Origin of the sequence: Phaeodactylibacter luteus (genome assembly GCF_007993045.1) — a bacterium.
Taxonomy (GTDB): Bacteria; Bacteroidota; Bacteroidia; order Chitinophagales; family Saprospiraceae; genus Phaeodactylibacter; species Phaeodactylibacter luteus.
The window spans coordinates 85,899-100,698 of record NZ_VOOR01000022.1; the positions used below are offsets into that span (position 1 = coordinate 85,899).

The 14,800-nt window shown below is 53.7% G+C and carries 11 protein-coding genes; 5 read left to right on the forward strand and 6 right to left on the reverse strand.

What is annotated here, in order from left to right; all coding sequences use genetic code 11:
* Positions 1–58: 58 nt before the first annotated feature.
* A complete protein-coding gene (locus FRY97_RS11940; RefSeq protein ID WP_147167767.1) occupies positions 59–1,159 on the reverse strand; it encodes a COX15/CtaA family protein in 1,101 nt (366 codons plus the stop codon).
* Between the two features lie 791 nt (positions 1,160–1,950).
* Here FRY97_RS11940 and FRY97_RS11945 point away from each other — a divergent pair.
* Positions 1,951–2,628 (forward strand): SOS response-associated peptidase, encoded by a 678-nt coding sequence (locus FRY97_RS11945; protein ID WP_147167768.1) that lies wholly within the window; start codon positions 1,951–1,953, stop codon positions 2,626–2,628.
* A gap of 13 nt (positions 2,629–2,641) precedes the next feature.
* Here the strand turns inward: FRY97_RS11945 and FRY97_RS11950 are convergent, their stop codons facing one another.
* The gene (locus FRY97_RS11950) at positions 2,642–3,781 is read right to left on the reverse strand and encodes a PQQ-dependent sugar dehydrogenase (RefSeq protein WP_147167769.1); all 1,140 of its coding nucleotides are present in this window, start codon (positions 3,779–3,781) and stop codon (positions 2,642–2,644) included.
* Positions 3,782–3,965: 184 nt separating this feature from the next.
* Between FRY97_RS11950 and FRY97_RS11955 the strand changes: the two genes are divergently transcribed.
* Positions 3,966–4,526, forward strand: a complete 561-nt coding sequence (locus tag FRY97_RS11955) for a SixA phosphatase family protein (RefSeq protein WP_147167770.1) — start codon at positions 3,966–3,968, stop codon at positions 4,524–4,526.
* A gap of 161 nt (positions 4,527–4,687) precedes the next feature.
* Positions 4,688–7,450 (forward strand): phosphoenolpyruvate carboxylase, encoded by a 2,763-nt coding sequence (locus FRY97_RS11960; RefSeq protein WP_147167771.1) that lies wholly within the window; start codon positions 4,688–4,690, stop codon positions 7,448–7,450.
* A 349-nt stretch (positions 7,451–7,799) separates the two neighbouring features.
* Here the strand turns inward: FRY97_RS11960 and FRY97_RS11965 are convergent, their stop codons facing one another.
* Together FRY97_RS11965 and FRY97_RS11970 are read right to left on the reverse strand one after the other, a co-directional pair.
* Positions 7,800–9,224: a hypothetical protein gene (locus tag FRY97_RS11965; RefSeq protein WP_147167772.1), complete on the reverse strand. Its 1,425-nt coding sequence runs from the start codon at positions 9,222–9,224 to the stop codon at positions 7,800–7,802.
* Between the two features lie 258 nt (positions 9,225–9,482).
* Positions 9,483–10,835, reverse strand: a complete 1,353-nt coding sequence (locus FRY97_RS11970; RefSeq protein WP_147167773.1) for a serine hydrolase domain-containing protein — start codon at positions 10,833–10,835, stop codon at positions 9,483–9,485.
* A gap of 102 nt (positions 10,836–10,937) precedes the next feature.
* On the opposite strand from FRY97_RS11970, the gene FRY97_RS11975 reads away from it, so the two are divergent.
* Together FRY97_RS11975 and FRY97_RS11980 are read left to right on the forward strand one after the other, a co-directional pair.
* The gene (locus tag FRY97_RS11975) at positions 10,938–11,279 is read left to right on the forward strand and encodes a PadR family transcriptional regulator (protein ID WP_147167774.1); all 342 of its coding nucleotides are present in this window, start codon (positions 10,938–10,940) and stop codon (positions 11,277–11,279) included.
* Positions 11,272–11,988: a M23 family metallopeptidase gene (locus tag FRY97_RS11980; RefSeq protein ID WP_147167775.1), complete on the forward strand. Its 717-nt coding sequence runs from the start codon at positions 11,272–11,274 to the stop codon at positions 11,986–11,988. Before FRY97_RS11975 ends, FRY97_RS11980 begins: the two co-directional genes overlap by 8 nt.
* 512 nt (positions 11,989–12,500) lie before the next feature.
* On the opposite strand, the gene FRY97_RS11985 is transcribed toward FRY97_RS11980, so the two are convergent.
* A complete protein-coding gene (locus FRY97_RS11985) occupies positions 12,501–13,568 on the reverse strand; it encodes a flavin monoamine oxidase family protein (RefSeq protein WP_147167776.1) in 1,068 nt (355 codons plus the stop codon).
* A 421-nt stretch (positions 13,569–13,989) separates the two neighbouring features.
* Positions 13,990–14,800: ATP-binding protein (locus FRY97_RS11990; RefSeq protein WP_147167777.1), on the reverse strand; the 811-nt coding region annotated here is incomplete at its 5' end.

Here is a 14,800-nt window from a genome sequence, read left to right on the forward strand (position 1 = left end):
TAATTTAGAGGATAGTTTTTTGTGGAAGCGCTGTTTTCCACAAACTTTTCCACACCTGTTAGCTTTCTTTGGCGACTGCCTGATAATCGATGAATAAAATAGCGCTCAACAAGAGCAGCGCCCCGGCCTGATGATAAACGCCCAAGCCAACCGGCACGGTGCCTACACAGTTGACCAAGGTCAGGATACCCAGTGCAACTTGAATTGCCAACATAGTTACCAACAGTATTGTGCCCCTGCGGAATAAGGGGCTGCCTACGCGCTTAAAAACCATAAAAGCAAACCATAAAACCATGGCAGTCAATAGGTAAGCTATCGCACGGTGCAAGGTTTGCACCAAAGCGGGCATGAAGAGGTGGGCATCGTATTCCACAAAGTTTTCAACAGTCCAGTTGCCAGGGTTGAACAAGAGGGCCGGGATGAGCTCTCCGTTCATATCCGGCCAAGTCGGGTAAAAGAGCCCAGCTTTCATGCCAGACATAATGCCCCCGAGGATAATCTGTAAAGCAGCTGCGCCTGTAATGGCCAAAGCCCACTTTTTCAACACCGGATGTGCAAAACTTTCCCGTTTGGGCTGTATCGCCTTGAGCGCTGTCCAAAAAAGGTAGCTGTACAAGATGAGCGCAAGGGAAAGGTGCATCGTGAGCTTGTAAGCGTTTACCCATGGCCGCTCTATCAGCCCGCTAGCGACCATGATCCACCCGAAGGAGGCCACGAGCCCGGCCAGTAGGAAGACCACCCCGAGGCGTTTGAGCAGGGGCTTGTCCACCATGCCCCGCGCCCAGAATATCCCGAGCGGGATGAGGAACACAAAGCCCATGAACCGTGCCCAAAGCCGGTGGATGTACTCCCAGAAATAGATGAACTTGAAATCGCTCATGCTCATCCCTTCATTGATCTTCTCGTACTGTGGGGTGGATTTGTAAAGGTCGAAAGCTTCCTGCCATGCCGCTTCCCCCACCGGCGGAAGGGTGCCCGTCACGATTTCCCATTTTGTGATCGATAGCCCGGAGCCCGTCAGGCGGGTAACGCCGCCGACCACAACCTGCACAAAGATCATGAACAGCCCGATAACGAGCCAGGCCTTTACAGCTGTAGGGTAGCCTTTATCTTTTGTCTTGCCTGCGCTTTCTCTTAGCGCTGTAGTTTCTGCATACATGGCACTGCCCATTTTTTAAATCAGGTAACAAATATACACCTATATGTTTGGCCATGCAGAGGTAAACAATATGCAGCTGATCTCTCTTAATAGCTTTTATTATAAATTTTTTAAAACTCCCTATCATCATTAAGGGTGTTAGTATGTGAGTAAGAAACCGGGTTAACTCTAGGTTAATTGGATGTTAACATCAGGCCTTTTGGCTTTACACCATTTTTGCACATTCTTCCGAGCTTTATAAGCAAGGCTTTAGGCCACTTCTGCACAGGCCGTGGAAAAGGCTCGGCCTGAGTAACTTTTTAATGCACATCCTGCGCCCTGGCCGGGAAAAGCTGTCCAAAAGCCAGGCCGAAATCCACTTAATGGGCTTCATATTACACTCGTTTATATATGGTATTTTACCATTCTTGGCCATTGTGGGCCGTCGGAGGGGTTATCAAGGCCATGGCCCACAATGCGTGTGGAAAAGCATTTTTTGAAGCCCTTGATTTTCCTACCTTTATGGGGCCGCTGCTCTAGGGGTGTGGAAAAGCTAAAAAACACAGATGGCCTAACGCTTTGTTAGGCCGTAAGGCATGGCCCACACTTTTGTAGGAGCATAAGCATGTGGAAAAGTCCCCACAATTGTTAATTACCTGAAAACCTGCCAGTCTTTGTCATTAGCGCTGGCCGGATTTGTTTGGCCGCTCTGGCCCAAATCTTTTGGCCATCCCATTTTACCGGATATTGGGCTGTACACAGCCGCCACGCTGCCCCCAACAGGGCTGCGCCAACAAAAAATACGATAAACTATGTGTGGAAGGTACTCTTTTTCAGCTACCCCTGCTCAGGTCCGCGAGCAGTTGGGGGACATACAGACCGGAGAGAACCTGAGGCTAAGCTTCAACATAGCCCCTACGCAGTATGCTTATGTCATTGCCAACGACGATCCCGGCCGGTTGCGGTATTTCAGGTGGGGGCTGGTGCCGCATTGGGCGAAAGATGACTCCAACGCTTCTAAACTGATCAATGCCCGTATGGAGGGGATCGCCGCTAAGCCTTCTTTCCGGGTGCCTTTGCGGCAAAAACGCTGCCTTGTGCTGGCCGACAGCTTTTACGAATGGCGTGCGGAGGGCAAGCAGAAGGTGCCTTTCCGCATTCAGCCGGCAGATGGCGGGCTTTTGGTCATGGCTGGCCTTTGGGATATTTGGCCACAGCCCGGTGCCCCGTTGGCTACGTTCACCATCATTACCGCCCCTGCCAATAAAGAGGTCGCCCCTCTGCACAGCCGTATGCCTATGGTGCTGCCCACCGCTGCGCAGCAGCAAAAGTGGCTGAGCACCCTTACCGTAGATGAGGTGCTCAGCATGTTGAAGCCTCCGGCGGATGGGCTGCTGGACAAATACCAGGTGTCCGCACAGGTCAATAGCGTGCGCAACGATGGCCCCGGGCTGCACGAAAAAGTAGGAGGACAGGGGAGGTTGTTTTAGTGCAAGGCCTCTCCTACCGCACGGCTTCGCCGGCATAGCGGATGCGGTAGATGGCATCGGCAAAGTCATCGCTGACCAGCATCGACCCATCTGGCATCATCTCCACGTCTACAGGCCGCCCCCAGACTTCCCCGTCTTTCAGCCAGCCTTCTGCAAAAGGTTGGTAGGCTTTCACTTCATCTCCTTCCATAACAGCCATCATCACCCGGTAGCCTATTTTTTTGCTCCGGTTCCAGGAGCCGTGCTCAGCGACGTACAATTGGCGGAAAGCCTCTGGGAATTGGTGCTGTGTGTAGAACTCCAGCCCGAGCGGGGCTACGTGTGGGCCTAGCTGCTTAGCAGGCGGCGTAAACTCGCTGCAGTCCCGCTGACTGCCAAACTCGGGGTCAGGGAGGTCGCCTTGATGGCAATAGGGGTAGCCAAAGTGCATCCCATCTTCCGGTGCCCGGTTCAGCTCACAGTAGGGCTCGTCATCGCCCATCCAGTCTCGGCCATTATCGGTGAACCACAGCTCCCCTGTCTTTGGGTGCCAGGTAAAGCCCACTGTATTGCGGATGCCATGCTGCACCACCTCCATGCCTGTCCCATCGGGGTTCATGCGGGTAATAGAGGCAAAGACTTCATCTTCAGATTTGCAGATATTGCAGGGCGCGCCTACGGGTACGTACAGCTTGCCGTCTGGCCCAAATGCGATGTACTTCCACCCATGGTGGGTTTCTGTGGGGTACTGGTCAAATACCACTTCGGGCTCGCCGGGCTCGCTCAGGTTGCCCTCAATATTAGGAAAGCGCAAAATGCGGCTCACTTCGGCTACATAGAGGTCGCCGTTGTGCAGGGCTACGCCGTTGGGCATCTTGAGGCCTTCAGCCAGGACAAAAAGCTCATCGGCTTTAGCATCGCCATCTTTATCCCGTAGGGCGTATACCTTGCCCTCCCCTCTTGTGCCCACAAAGAGTGTCCCTTTCGGGGAAAGTGCCATAGAGCGTGCGTTCTTGACCCCCGCAGCAAAAAGCTCGATTTCAAACCCTTCCGGTAGCTTGATGTCTTCCAGCGGCAGGTCAGAAGACTTGAACAGCCTGGGGCCGGGAGGGTTGATTTTGCCGCAGCTGCTGAGCAGCAGTACGGCCGAGAAAATCAGGGTATACCGTATCATATATATAAGGTTAGTGGTTTAAGCTTGGGGGGAAGTAGTTGGCCAATAGCTTACCTGGCTTCATTTAGGGAAACAGTGGGCCGGATGGGAGGTTCAATGCCCGGAAAGGCCTAACTTAGATTGGCAGTACAAGGCCTGCTTTATTTGGGGCGCCTTGCTTTCACACCCTTAAAATTATGAAATTATGACGGCCTACTTCCAACTCTCAATGATGGCTATTCTCCTGCTCTTCCTTCCGGCATGCGCCGAAAACGCCCCGGCCCCTAAGCCGGTCAGCAGCACTGAGAATATGGCCCCTGCTTTGTTTTACCTCGTGCGCCACGCAGAGAAAGCAGACGATGGCTCCTCCAACCCTCCACTGAATGCGAAAGGGGAAGCCCGGGCCAAAGCCCTTCAGGAAATGCTCAGCGGAGCTGGGATCGACGCCATTTACACAACCCCTTACTTGCGCAATACCAGTACTGTGCAGCCGCTAGCTGATTCCATTGGGCTGCCTGCGCAGGAATACGACCCCAACCTAGACCTTGTAACCCTTATCGACAGCCTGAGGGCTGCCCACCCCGGAGAGCGCGTCCTCATTTGTGGCCATTCTAATACCGTGCCTGGCATGCTCAACGTGCTGGCTGGCCGCAACCGGTATGAGCAGTTGGGCGAAATGGAGTATGACTTTCTATTTCTTGCAGCAGTCCCACCTACTGGCCCAGCTGCCATCTCAATGGTCACCTTCAGCCCTGCAACGGAGTAAAGGGTTGGGTGCCGTAATTCCTTGAGAAAAAAAGATAGTTTAACTATCATTTAAAGTAGCTGGGCTTTGGATATTCGTGCCTGTAGGCTAATATTAGCAGGACAAGGCCCGGGCCACCCCCGTGCGCTATATTTCAAAACCTATAAAACTGGACATTCACCGTGGAACCACTATTCGAGAACGCGCAGGGGCAGCTGGGCAAAATTACCGGAGACCTGAAATACTTGCTGAAGCTGTTGCAGGAAGTTTTGACTGAGAGCGGGGCAAAAGAGCTAGCTGGCCACATCCCGTGGATTGGCGGAGCTGGCCTGCCAGAGAAGCTGACGCCCGAGCACCTACAGCTGTATTCCTTGGTTTTTCAGCTGGTCAATATGGTGGAGATCAACGCTGCGGTGCAGCAGCGGCGGCAAGATGAAGAGGCGGGGCACAAGCCAGAGCCCGGGCTTTGGAGTGCTGCTTTCCAGCGGTTGAAAGCGGCTGGCATTGGGCAGGAAGAAGCCCTCGATGCCCTCCGGCAGATAGCTGTGGAGCCCGTACTGACTGCCCACCCTACGGAAGCTAAGCGTACCACTGTGCTAGAGCATCACCGGGAGCTGTACCTGCTGCTGGTACAGCGGGAAAATCAAATGTACAACACCCGGGAGCAGGAGGAGCTGAGCCTGGAGGTCAAACAGAGCCTTTACCGCTTGTGGAAAACCGGCGAAATCTATCTGGAAAAGCCCGATGTGGCTTCGGAGCTCCGCAATGTGATGCACTACCTTTTGGAAGTCTTCCCTGAACTGATAGATATCCTTGACCGGCGGCTGGAGCGGGCAGCAGAGCAATTTGGCATTAGCCGGGATGTCATAGCCAGGGCACACGCCTACCCGCGCATCTCTTTTGGAGACTGGGTGGGCGGTGACCGCGATGGGCACCCGCTCGTTACGGCAGAGGTGACCCGGCATACCTTGCGCCGCTTAAGGCTCAACGCGTTTGTGGCGATACGCCGGAAACTCGCCCGCCTGGTGCGCCACCTCAGCTTTGCTTGCCCAATGGAGGTGTTGCCCGAAGCAGCTCGGGCTCGGGTGCAGCAGATGGCAGAGGAGCTCGGGCCTGAAACCGGGCCACAAGCGCTTGCCCGGAATAAAGGGGAAGCGTTTCGGCAAATGGCCAACCTCATGCTGGTCAAACTGCCAGTAGACACTCAGCGTGGGCATGCTGTACAGCTTTCGGAGCATCCGGGCAGCTACTTCCACAGTGAAGAATTGCTGGACGACCTCACCCTGCTGCAGCAGGCATTGGATGCGTATGGCGCCGCGGCCGTTGCTTACCGGGAGGTGGTTCAGGTGAAACGGGTAGTAGAGGCGCTCGGGTTTCACCTTGCGGCTTTGGACATCCGTCAGAACAGCGCTTTTCACGACAAGGCGGTAGAACAGCTATTGAAGGCTGCCCTGGTACAGGATACCGCCTTTAGCGAATGGCCAGAGAGCAAACGGGTGGCTTTTCTGTCAAAAGAGCTGGAGTCTGCCCGCCCTTTCACGCATGCCAACGCTGAGCTGGAAGAGCACGCCCGGGCAGTGGTAGATTGCTACCGGGCCCTGCGGGAGCACACTGGCCGTTATGGCATCAACTGCCTGGGCACGTTTATCGTCAGCATGACACGGTCGGTTTCCGACTTGCTGGTGGTCTACCTTCTGGCCCGAGAGGCCGGGCTTACCGAAATGGCCCCTGATGGGCTAGTTTGCACAGTGCCTGTAGCCCCTTTGCTGGAAACGATAGACGACCTTGAGCAGGGGCAGCAGATACTTCGCGGCTTCCTTGAGCACCCGTTTACGAAGCGCTCCATGGCCTATCTGGTACAGACAAGGGGCTGGCAGCGCCCTCGTCAGCAGGTTATGGTGGGCTATAGCGATAGCAACAAAGACGGGGGGATTATGGCGAGCCAATGGTATTTGTACAAAGCACAGCAGCGGCTGGCCCGGACTGGGGCTGAGCTGGGCACGGATATACTTTTCTTCCATGGCAAGGGCGGGTCGATCAGCCGGGGCTCTGGCCCTACTGCAGCTTTTCTTGAGGCATTGCCCTGTGGCACCCTCAACAGCAGGATAAGGCTGACGGAGCAGGGCGAGACCATTGCCCAGAAGTATGCTTACAAACTCAATGCAGCCTACAACCTGGAGCTGCTGCTGGCCGGCACTTTTGCCAGGACAGTACTTGACCGGCAGGCGCCTTGTGAGAACCATCCGCTCGAAGCTATCTTGGAGCGCCTAGCACAGGATAGCCGGGAACATTATGCTGCCCTATTGCATACAGAGGGCTTCATCCCTTTTTTCCGGCAAGCCACACCCATAGATGCCATTGAGTCGAGCAAAATTGGCTCTCGGCCTGCCAAGCGGACCGGAGCGAGCACCTTGAACGACCTCCGCGCCATCCCTTGGGTTTTTGCCTGGAGCCAGGCCCGTTTCCACATGACTAGCTGGTACGGGCTGGGCACTGCCTTGCAGGCGCTGCAAGAGGAGAAGCCAGAAGGGTATCAGGCCCTCAAGGCACACTGCAGCACAGACCCTTTCTTGAATTATGTTTTGCAAAATGTGGACAATAGTGTGGCAGAAGCCGAAGAAGAGGTCATGGCAGCTTATGCTGAATTGGTGGAAGACCACAGTATCCGGAGCAGGTTCATGGCGCTGTTCCGGGAAGAACTGCAGCGGGTACGGGCACAGCTCGATGCCCTGCTGGGCGGCACCTATGCCGGCCGCCATCCCCGGCACTCCCATTCGAGAGCGATGCGGGCTACGGTCTTGCAGCCCCTGCACCGTCATCAGATCCGCCTGTTGAAAAAGTGGCGGGAGGCCAAAAAACAGGAGGGAGCGGATACCCTGGATTTGCAGACCGAGCTGATGCTGTCCATCAATGCTATTGCAGGGGCTATTGGCACCACGGGGTAATGGTTGAGGGGGGCGTAAGCCAAAATGCCGCAGGGGTTTATGCTTTTGGGGCTCTAGTGCCTCAAACCATAAATCCTTGCCACCCCAAGTTTCGTTCTTTTCCGCCTACTCTTCGTTAAAGAACCGCTCCTTTAGCTCGGGCTAAAGTCGCGAACCTTCGCCTTGATTAGCCGGAAGACAACTTCAACTTAAGTATCAGAGATTTATGGCTTAAGGCACTAGGCTGGCATTGGCCTAGCGCTGCGCAGGGGTGTAAGCCCGATAGGGCCGAGCGGATAGCGAGCCCCGGAGCATAGCGGCACCTGCCCGTTGGGCAGGGGCAGGCCCCTGCCTTGAATATACGGGGCCTCTAGTCGTACCACATTTTGACAAGCCGGAGCCGGTTCCTGCGCTCGCTGGGGATCACAAGCGCGTTGCCATCCAGCTGCATAGCATCTCGGAAACGGAGCCTGAGCTTCAGGTTTTCGGTGCTCAGGAGGCTGTTCCGCACGAAGCGGCCATTGCCAGTGAGGACATATTCGCTTACGGTGTTCTCATATTTGATTTCGTCATTGAAAAGGAAGCGCAGACTGCTGGCTGTTTTAAAGAGGAAAAAAGAAGAGTAAATGCCGTCATCGTCCTGAGAATACTGCTTCTTGTGCATCACTGTTGCCCAGTGCTGCCGCCCGTCGGGGTGTATGGAGATCGCGAAGAGCTCATCGTAGTAATAGTCTACAGAGAACCGCCCGCTAGGGTCATAATAATTGCCCCTTACACTGGCGGAATTGCGCTCGAAAGTACGGGCGCGCTCGCCTATCATGAGCACCCCTCCATCTTGCCGGAGCACGACTTCTCTTACCATGGACTCTGGCAGCCCTTTGGCCCGGTCAGCATCTTTGCCCAAGAGGTTGACCAAGAACTCCTCATCAAAAGGGTTGGTAGCCAGTACCCGGCTTTCTGGCCTGCGAGGATCGAAGCTGAGGTAGAAGTAGCCATCGCCCCGGCCCAAGTTTTTCTCAGAAAACAGCCCTGCACCTACTATTTGCCGGTTCAGGGGGTCTACAGAAAAGGAGACATCATACGTGAGCAGCTCAGGCATGGGCACCTGGAAGTTGGTCAGCAGGCCGGTGCTGCCCCGATAGTGGAAAAACTCGAAGTAATGGTCTTCCCGCTTGGCCCGGTAGTTGTTCTTTTCGGTCACGATGGTCATATTGCCGTCGTTGTCCACGAGGATGTCCAGAAAATCTTGGTAAAAATTGAAGTCTTGGGGGAGTATGGAGGTGTGCCAAAGGCGCTCCATGGTGTTGTTGTCAAAGCAGACCGCGCGCAGTAAGTCCTGCTTTTCAATGAAAAAGAGCAGAGATTTTGAGCGGTCTTCTGAACGGGCCGCAATGAAGTTGGGGGTGTAAAACAAGCTGCCCAGGTTTTGTATCATGACAGAATCTACCAGGTTGGCGCCAGGCCCATAGCGGTGGGCTTTCAGAATGGTATTGGAGCGGTCTTTGAACTGGTAAATGATGGTAAAGTGGCTTTTGTCAGGCACTACGTCTATCACTTTGGGCAGGCGTCGGTCGAGCTCGAGCTCTTTAGTCCAGGATTCTTTCATGGCCTTATTGAAGGCCACCACTTCAAATGTAGAGATCATGTTGCGGAAGACCAGGGTATGTTCCCCCATCTCCCCCAAAAGATCGTAGGAAATGTCATTGCGCAGTACAATGGGCTCAGAGATGGCAATTTGTTGGGCGCCAGCAAGGCAAGGAAGGGAGAACAGCAGCAGAATGGCCCGGTAAATCATAGTTTGTCCGTTATTGTTGAAGTCAGGCAGAGGGAGGCCCCTGCTTAAAGTTAACAAACGGATACTTAAAAGGATTGGCCTGGGCCTGCCAGACTGTGTAATCTGCCCAACTCAATGTGCAGGGGCAAAAAACGCAGGCATGAGCGGGTGCAATATGCAAGCCCCCTGCCCTGAGGCAAAAGCAGTGGCATGGACAGCGGCCCCTGGCCTCACAGGCCCCTCCAAGAGCAGTACAGATAGCCTTGATGCACGGAGCGGTCATGGCCCAACCCTTTCTCCAGTAATGGTAAAGCCGTTGATCTGCAGTATGATTTGCCCCTCCGTTGCCCGGATAAGGAGCTCCTCGGTATAGGTCAGCCCAAGGAGCCCGTCCGCTTTTTGGGCAAGGAGCTCCTCATTGAGGAAGAGCTTGCCTTCGAAGGCCTGAAGCGTAAGGCTGTCGGTATCGGTGCCGAGGTGCCGCTGTAGCTCCCCCTTAGGGAAACGATATTCGCCCAGGGCATGCAAGTATCGAGCAGGCTTGGCCAGCTGGCTTTTCTGTGGAGGCTCCGGCTGCCCGCCCTGAAGGGTGAGGAAGAGGCCGCGCAGCATAGGCAGGATGGGGGTGTTGCCCCAATTGGAGGTAATCCCGATGAAGTCGTCCTGCAAGGGCTCATACAAGATGACACTTTTGGTGCCATAGCCGCTGCCTGCGGAAAAGTAATAGGTTTTTCCACCTATATCTTTCAGGCTCCAGCCGTAGCCTTCCCGGTCGGTTTCGCCCGTTTGGAAATAGGGCGTGAAGAGCCTCTGGCCCCACAATGCCCCTAGTATCTCGTGCCGGGCCATACTGCGGGCGTAGCGGTAGAGGTCGCTCACTGTGCTGTACATCCCCCCGCCAGCATTTTCGCCATAATGCTTAGACCGTTCGGTGAAGGCCAGCCCCTGTGGGCTTAAGCGGTAAGGCGTAGCCTGTTTTTGAACCACCGCTCTGCCCCGGTAAAAACCAGTATCGCCCAGGCCAATCGGGCCAAGGATGTGTTTTTCGATATAAACATCGTAAGGCTGCCCGGCAATGGCTTCGAGTGCAGCCCCAAGCAGTATGAACCCAGAATTGGAGTAACTGTACTTCTCCCCAGGCGGAAAGAGCAGTCTTTGTGGTGCCACCAGTTGCTCTGCCTGTTCGGCCAGAGAGCGCTCATCGCATACTTGCACGCCAGGCTCTCGGGGCAGGCCCGAAGAGTGGCATAGCAGATGGTGCAGGGTAACGCTATCGCGCCAGGTGGCTTGCAGCTCAGGGAGGTAGCGGCTGATTGGCGCGTATAAGTCTGCTTTCCCTTCCTTGGCCAGTAGGAGCACGGCTGCCGCAGTAAACGTCTTGGAGATGGAGTTGATGGAAAAGCGGGTGCCGGCTGTGTTGGGCACACCAAAGCTGCGGTCTGCAAAGCCATAGCTGCCTTCAAAAAAGGGCGCTCCCCCCTTGACCATTTTTATGGTGCCAGAAAAGCCATAAACTTCGGCGTAGCCCTGTAGCAGCCGCTCGGCATGTAGTGCCGCTGTGTCTGGGGCTTGCCCGGCAACCACTATGGGCAGGAAAATGGAAAAGTAGCAGATAATCGATAAAGCCTTCATAAGCAAAGCTTTTGAGTAGGCAGGAGCAGCCGGGGGAATATTTTTTTTTAAAAAAAGCAGTCAGGCACTCCAATACCTAAGTTATTGATGTATATTTGACCTATGCATTCAAAAGAGTTACTAAAAGGTACGTTAAAAACCATAATCCTCAAGCTGTTGCGGGAGCACGGCCGGATGTATGGGTACGAAATCACGCAGAAAGTAAGGGTGTTGACTTCCGGTGAGCTTGTCATTACGGAAGGCGCGCTCTACCCTGCCCTCCATAAGCTGGAACGGGACCAATTGGTCCGTACAGAGCAAGAGTACATAGGCCGGCGGGTACGCCGGTATTATTCCCTGACCCCTTTGGGCGAACAGGCCGTAGGGCAGAAGGTAAGGGAATTTGATGCTTTTGTACAGATGATGCGACAGATTTTGAGCCCTTCAACTGCGACAGATGACTAGGCTAAGCAAGCGGCAGGAGGAGGCTGTGTGGCGCAAGGTAAACGGTGCGGGGCTGGGGCACGAAGTGCTGAAGGAAGAGCTGATGGACCACCTTTGCTGTGCTATCGAGCAGCGCATATCGATGGGGGAGCCTTTTGTGCAAGCCTTTCATGCGGCTTTCGCCGACTGGGGAGAAGATGAGATGAAAAACGTAGAGACCGAAACTATTTCTCTCATTCAATCTAATCGTTTTTTTATGAAAAAGATGTTGATATCACTAGCGGCAGGCCTCTTTCTGCTGACCACTACTTTGTTCAGTATGCAGCAAGACCCACCTTCCGGGCTCCCGTTGAAAGGCCTGACAGAAGTGGCTTCTGGCTTTGGCTACCGGCACCATCCCATTTTGAAGCAGAAAAAGCAGCACAAAGGGGTGGATTTCAAGGCGCCTCTTGGCACGCCAGTCTATGCTACCGGAGATGGTGTGGTGGCAAAGGTAGACTACGATGCTGATGGCTATGGGCACCGCGTCATCATTCAGCACGATAGCGAATACAGCAGCGTATTTGCTCAGATGACCAGCGATGTGCGCGTATCGGCAGGGCAGAAGGTCAAAGCTGGGCAGCTCATAGGGCATGTGGGCAGCTCAGGGAAAAGCACGGGGCCCCACCTGCACTATGAGGTGCGCAAGAACGGGGAGCCTGTAGACCCGGAAGCGTACTTCTCCCGTTAGCAGGCAGTGAAAGAATGGTGTATAATGTGATTAGCGCAGGTTTGGAGCTCGGGCCTATTGAAAAATAAAGGCTTCACAAACCGGTCTTCCGCACTGATTTTTCTAGACTCAAATGTAGCGGCTTCGCCAGAACCCTGCCGGTAGTGCAGTCACAGCAGGTAGGCGTGAATCCTTGATTTTCAAAACGGAACCGCTCTAAGCAAGCGCTTAGGCTGGGCGTAAACCAAAATATCCGAGGCGTTTATGCTGGCATTGGCCTAGCGCTGCGAAGGGGTGTGAAGCCCGTTAGGGCCGAGCGGGCAGCGAGCCCCGTAGCATAGCGGCACCTGCCCGATGGCAGGGGCAGGCCCCAATCCTTGCGGAGGGGGCAGGCCCCAAAAAGTAAGGGCAATCTGTTTTGAGCGCTATAGACTTAAATACCACAATTGGTCAAGCCGTGGCTTATGGCTGGCAAAGGATCATCTTCCCCCGGCGGGGGCAGTTTCTGAAAAAGGGCTGCTTCCGCCTTTTCTTTAGTATGGCGCCTGGCATATCGCCTCAAAGGTGAAACGGGCACTGCGCACAGCTCCGTCCATATAGCCCGGAAAAGCGGGTGCTGTTTCAGAGCCGGCAATCCATAAGCGCCCGCCCCAGAGCGGTTTCCGGAATATCGCGTGGCCATTGTGCTGGTGCGGGAGCACGGAAGCGTTGTAAGGCGCAAAAGTGTACGGTTCTTGCTGCCAAACCGCCTCGAGGTACCCGGTATAGGAACGGGCTGCATCTCCATAGTAGCGGCTGAGCTGTTGCAGGGCCATCTCCTGCCGCTCTTCCCGGCTGATGCTGTGATAGGCGCTATTGAAAAACCCCTTTAGTGCAAAATGCCCGCCATCTGCATCGGCGTGGTCGTACATCTCTGGTATAGGGCCTACATTGCTAAACAGTGTGCCACTGCTTCCAGGCTTCCGCCAAAAGGCCTCTTTGTACCGGAAAGCGACTTTGATGGAATCGCCCATCCAAGTATGGGTGCGGGCTGCAATGGCGGCTACTTCTTCTGGCAGTCCGGGCTGTAGGGTTATGGATTTGGCCAGAAGGTGGGGCGGGAGGGTAGAAACCACCCGTTGTGCTGTGGCCCGGAGCCCAGGCGCTTCTGCTACTATGCTTTCCCCTTTCCGTGCTAGCTTGGCAACGGGCATATGGTAATGAACTGGTGTGCCGTTGAGCTGGGCTAGTAGTGCTTGTACAAGGGCGCTTGAGCCCCCTGCGATCCGGTAGCTTGGCTCCTCATTGGGGGGCAGCTGTACAACCTGAGGAGGGCTGGTGGAGATGGGCTCGTAGATAGCCTGCCTCCCGAGCTCCTGCGGGAAGGACGAAAGCTTCAGCTCCTCAAGCAGTGACATCAGGGCGGTATGCTTATTCCCAAACCAGGTAGCGCCAAGCTCCACAGGGGCTTGCCCTGCCTGATAATCTGTATGTACCCGGCCGCCGGGCCGGGCGCGTGCTTCGAGCAGGCAGGCCTGCCTGCCCGACTGTTGTAGCCAATAGGCAAGGGTAAGCCCGGTAAGCCCTGCGCCAATGATTAGGGTGTCTGTTTTCAGCTCCATGGGAGAAAGACAATTGGGCAATGCAAATGGTTGAGGTACGTACAGGGGCGTTTACGATCAAATGGCAAATATAACCCAAAGCCCAATGCGCTGCCACCGAAAAGCTAGTTGCTTGGGGAGGGAGCGCCTCCTGTGCGCATGGGCAAGGCCGTGAGGGGCAGGCGGAAGGTAAGCTGGGCTGCAAAAAGCCTTATCCCTCCAGCCGGGCATCACAATAGGGCACCCTTACAAGAATTGCGGGGAGCGGTAATGGCAGGAGAGGCACTAGCGATCTCTTGCCAAGTACTACGAACAACTTTCCCAGGGTCCGCGGACCGCTTAGTAGGAGGCCCGTACGCTAAGTGGCCCCGTAGCCGGATAAATGGGAGCGGGATAAGGAGCAGCTCTATTGTTGTTCCTTCCCCTACTTGATTAGGTGCTTTTACTTTTCGATTATTACAAATTCTCTAAAGTTTTCATTGCTGATTAATTTTTCTTGGGCGTTATATTTCTCGACAAAAGTTTTAGGAAGCTTAACTTTCTTCTTTGGATTCCATTTGAATTCATACCCAAATATTTCTTGATTTACTGCTTCGACGTAATCAACTTCTTGTTGTTGGGTTGTTCTCCAAAAAAAGGATTTTGCCAGTGTTATTTTGTATTCGTTCTGTTTTATCCTTTCAGAAATCAAAAAATTTTCCCACAAGCCGCCTTTGTCTTGCCTTAGGTTTATGTCATTAAAATTTCCAATGATCATATTTCTGATTCCGTTATCATAGAAGTATATCTTTTTGTTCTTTTTGATTTCGTTTCTAATATTTGAACTGAAGCTTGGGAGCTTAAATATTACATACCCTTTTTCCAGGATGCTAATGTATCGTTGTATGGTATTTTTGTCAACACCAACTATTTGAGATAGCTCGTTGTAATTTACTTCACTTCCTATTTGTAGCGCTAAAGCTTGAACTAATTTTTCAAGAACTTCCGGTTTTCTTATTTCGGCATAAGAAAGAATGTCTCTGTAAAGATAACTGTCAACTAGATTTTTAAGTATTTCTTTTTCCTCCCCAGGGTTATTAATTACGTCAGGATAAAATCCATATATTAAGCGAGTTGTTAAAGATTGCTCAGCTTTAAGAAACCCTACATGATTTTGAAATTCCTCCCAAGAGATTGGATACATTTCATACTGCCACTTTCTGCCAGTCAAAGGTTCGTTTAGCTCATGCGCTAAAGCAGCAATTCTCAATTTA

Excerpts from the sequence above, each read along its gene's own strand:
- FRY97_RS11970 (WP_147167773.1), bottom strand. The coding sequence starts at position 10,835 with ATGAAGGCTTTATCGATTATCTGCTACTTTTCCATTTTCCTGCCCATA.
- FRY97_RS11955 (WP_147167770.1), top strand. The coding sequence starts at position 3,966 with ATGACGGCCTACTTCCAACTCTCAATGATGGCTATTCTCCTGCTCTTC.
- FRY97_RS11980 (WP_147167775.1), top strand. The coding sequence starts at position 11,272 with ATGACTAGGCTAAGCAAGCGGCAGGAGGAGGCTGTGTGGCGCAAGGTA.
- FRY97_RS11945 (WP_147167768.1), top strand. The coding sequence starts at position 1,951 with ATGTGTGGAAGGTACTCTTTTTCAGCTACCCCTGCTCAGGTCCGCGAG.
- FRY97_RS11940 (WP_147167767.1), bottom strand. The coding sequence starts at position 1,159 with ATGTATGCAGAAACTACAGCGCTAAGAGAAAGCGCAGGCAAGACAAAA.
- FRY97_RS11975 (WP_147167774.1), top strand. The coding sequence starts at position 10,938 with ATGCATTCAAAAGAGTTACTAAAAGGTACGTTAAAAACCATAATCCTC.
- FRY97_RS11985 (WP_147167776.1), bottom strand. The coding sequence starts at position 13,568 with ATGGAGCTGAAAACAGACACCCTAATCATTGGCGCAGGGCTTACCGGG.
- FRY97_RS11950 (WP_147167769.1), bottom strand. The coding sequence starts at position 3,781 with ATGATACGGTATACCCTGATTTTCTCGGCCGTACTGCTGCTCAGCAGC.
- FRY97_RS11965 (WP_147167772.1), bottom strand. The coding sequence starts at position 9,224 with ATGATTTACCGGGCCATTCTGCTGCTGTTCTCCCTTCCTTGCCTTGCT.